This is a genomic window from Agrobacterium sp. DSM 25558, assembly GCF_900100825.1.
Taxonomy (GTDB): Bacteria; Pseudomonadota; Alphaproteobacteria; order Rhizobiales; family Rhizobiaceae; genus Agrobacterium.
In genome coordinates this window covers 1-2,714 of the sequence record NZ_FMUD01000076.1, presented here as the reverse complement: position 1 = coordinate 2,714, position 2,714 = coordinate 1, and the positions used below count along the sequence as shown (strand labels likewise).

At 58.8% G+C, this 2,714-nt stretch carries 2 protein-coding genes; both read left to right on the top strand.

The features are described from left to right. Positions 1-459 precede the first annotated feature (459 nt). Complete coding sequence (locus DSM25558_RS27455) at positions 460-1,710, top strand: BtaA family protein (RefSeq protein ID WP_077107775.1); 1,251 nt, start codon at positions 460-462, stop codon at positions 1,708-1,710. Next, a complete protein-coding gene (locus tag DSM25558_RS27450) occupies positions 1,707-2,384 on the top strand; it encodes a class I SAM-dependent methyltransferase (RefSeq protein WP_077107774.1) in 678 nt (225 codons plus the stop codon). Before DSM25558_RS27455 ends, DSM25558_RS27450 begins: the two co-directional genes overlap by 4 nt. Positions 2,385-2,714: the final 330 nt, after the last annotated feature.

Sequence of the window (2,714 nt, the reverse complement as noted above, 5' to 3'; positions counted from 1 at the left end):
CTTCGATGCCATCATGGTCGTTCCCGACACAAAAGCTTGCACCAGAGGGTGAAACCGCAACGTCGAGACGCTCCTTCGACACGTCGATACCAACGATAATATCCATCTTATCCCATCCTTGCCTAATCGGGCTTTGCACGCGCAAGCGGCCCTGGCGACTGTTCGGGTTCGATGGAACGGCGGATGCACAACCGGGCTCTGCCACGGGCTTGGTGTCCCTAAGGGGCTTCGGTCTCACATCCGCCACCGCACAGGGCATTAAAACGCCAAAGGACGGCGAAGGGAAGTTACAAGGGGGGCGCCACACCCTCCGACGTAAACTATTAAGTGCTGAGTGGTGATTGCCTTGGAGGCGTAGCGATCAATCCTCAATAGCCTCCAACTCGCCCCCCACCCCCGTCATCAAACTGTTGCGTCTCACCGCTAAACGCCTCTCAACCGAATGAGAGGTGGAATCAGATGACGAGTGTCGCGCCAAAAACCGGTTTCAGCAAAAACGTAAAACTCAAGTCCGCGCTCCTTCAGCACAAGGCCCTGTCCACCAGCGGCCTGTCTGAGAGATTGTTCGGTGTTTTGTTTTCCGGTCTGGTCTATCCGCAGATATGGGAAGACCCTGAAGTCGACATGCAGGCCATGGAACTGCGGGATGACCATAGCATCGTCACCATCGGATCTGGCGGCTGCAACGTCCTGGCTTACCTCTCCCGCAATCCATCACGCATCGATGTGGTCGATCTCAATCCGCACCACATCGCGCTCAACAAGCTGAAACTGGCCGCCTTCCGCCATCTGCCGGGTCATGGTGATGTCGTGCGCCAGTTCGGCGTCGCAAATGTGCGTTCCAACAGCGATGGCTACGATCAGTTCATCGCGCCGAACCTAGACGCACAGACGCGCGCCTATTGGTCGAAGCGCACCCTCAGCGGACGCCGTCGCATCTCCGTTTTCGACCGCAATATCTACCGCACTGGGCTTCTGGGCCGCTTCATAGGTGTCGGCCATGTGCTGGCGCGTCTGCACGGCGTGAAGCTTCAGGAGATGGCCAATACGCGCTCGATGGATGAGCAACGCCAGTTCTTCAATGAAAAGGTGGCACCGCTTTTCGACAAGCCTGTCATCCGCTGGCTGACGAAACGCAAGAGCTCGCTCTTCGGCCTCGGCATTCCGCCGCGCCAATATGACGAACTCGCCAGCCTGTCGGACGGCAACACGATCGCCCCCGTTCTGCGTCAGCGCCTCGAGAAACTCGCCTGTGATTTTCCGCTGAAGGACAATTATTTCGCCTGGCAGGCCTTCGCCCGCCGTTATCCACAAGCGCAGGAAGGCAACCTGCCCGACTATCTGCGCCGCGATTATTATCAGGCCATTCGTGAAAACGCCTCACGGGTGCATGTCCACCACGCGACCTTCACCGAATTGCTCGCCTCCAAACCCGCCTCCTCCGTGGATCGCTATGTGCTTCTCGATGCGCAGGACTGGATGACGGATACGCAGATCAATGAATTGTGGTCGCAGATCAGCCGCACGGCAGCACCGGACGCCCGTGTGATCTTCCGCACCGCCGCCGAAAAAAGCGTGATCGAGGGTCGCCTGTCGCCGGATATCGCCGCGCAATGGTCTTATCTCGCTGAGCGCTCGCATGAACTGAACGCCCGTGACCGCTCCGCCATCTATGGCGGCTTCCACATCTATCAGAGGGCTCAGGCATGAAGATCATCGGCGACAATATCAGCCTTGGTGATGCCAACCACGCAAACCTTATGGACCGCATGTACCGCAACCAGCGGCACATTTACGACATCACCCGCAAATATTACCTCCTCGGCCGCGACACGACCATCGACAAGCTAGACGTCCCCCAGGGTGGTAGCCTGCTGGAAGTCGGCTGCGGCACAGGCCGCAATCTTCTGCGTGCATCGAAACTGTTCCCCACCGCAAAGATTTACGGCCTGGATATCTCGGCCGAAATGCTGACGACGGCGGCAGAGAATTTCGGCGGAAAACAGGACCGGCCGGTCTTGCGCGTGTCGGATGCAACAACCTTCAGGCTCAGCGAATTCGCCCGCAACGAAGGTTTCGACAGAATCATGATTTCCTATGCCGTATCGATGATACCGGACTGGGAAAAGGCCGTGGAACGCGCGCTAGCGTCGCTCGCGCCCGGCGGCTCCCTGCACATCGTGGATTTCGGCCAGCAGGAGGGTCTGCCGCGTCCCTTCCGCACTCTGCTTCAGGCATGGCTCACAAAGTTCCACGTCACGCCCCGCGCCAACATGCGTTATGTGCTGGAAGCTCTCGCGGGCAGCCACAATGCGACGCTCGAGTTCCAGCCGATTGCGCGGGGGTATGCGTGGCGTGCGGTGCTGACGCTGCCGAGGGGCTAGAAGTCGAAACATAGCCAACGGCAGTGGGTGTGGCTTACCCCCCTTGTAACTTCCCTTCGCCGTCCTTTGGCGTTTTAATGCCCTGTGCGGTGGCGGATGTGAGACCGAAGCCCCTTAGGGACACCAAGCCCGTGGCAGAGCCCGGTTGTGCATCCGCCGTTCCATCGAACCCGAACAGTCGCCAGGGCCGCTTGCGCGTGCAAAGCCCGATTAGGCAAGGATGGGATAAGATGGATATTATCGTTGGTATCGACGTGTCGAAGGAGCGTCTCGACGTTGCGGTTTCACCCTCTGGTGCAAGCTTTTGTGTCGGGAACGACCATGATGGCA

What these genes read in the sequence shown, in the direction of transcription:
- DSM25558_RS27450 (WP_077107774.1), top strand. Translation starts at nt 1,707, where the DNA reads ATGAAGATCATCGGCGACAATATCAGCCTTGGTGATGCCAACCACGCA.
- DSM25558_RS27455 (WP_077107775.1), top strand. Translation starts at nt 460, where the DNA reads ATGACGAGTGTCGCGCCAAAAACCGGTTTCAGCAAAAACGTAAAACTC.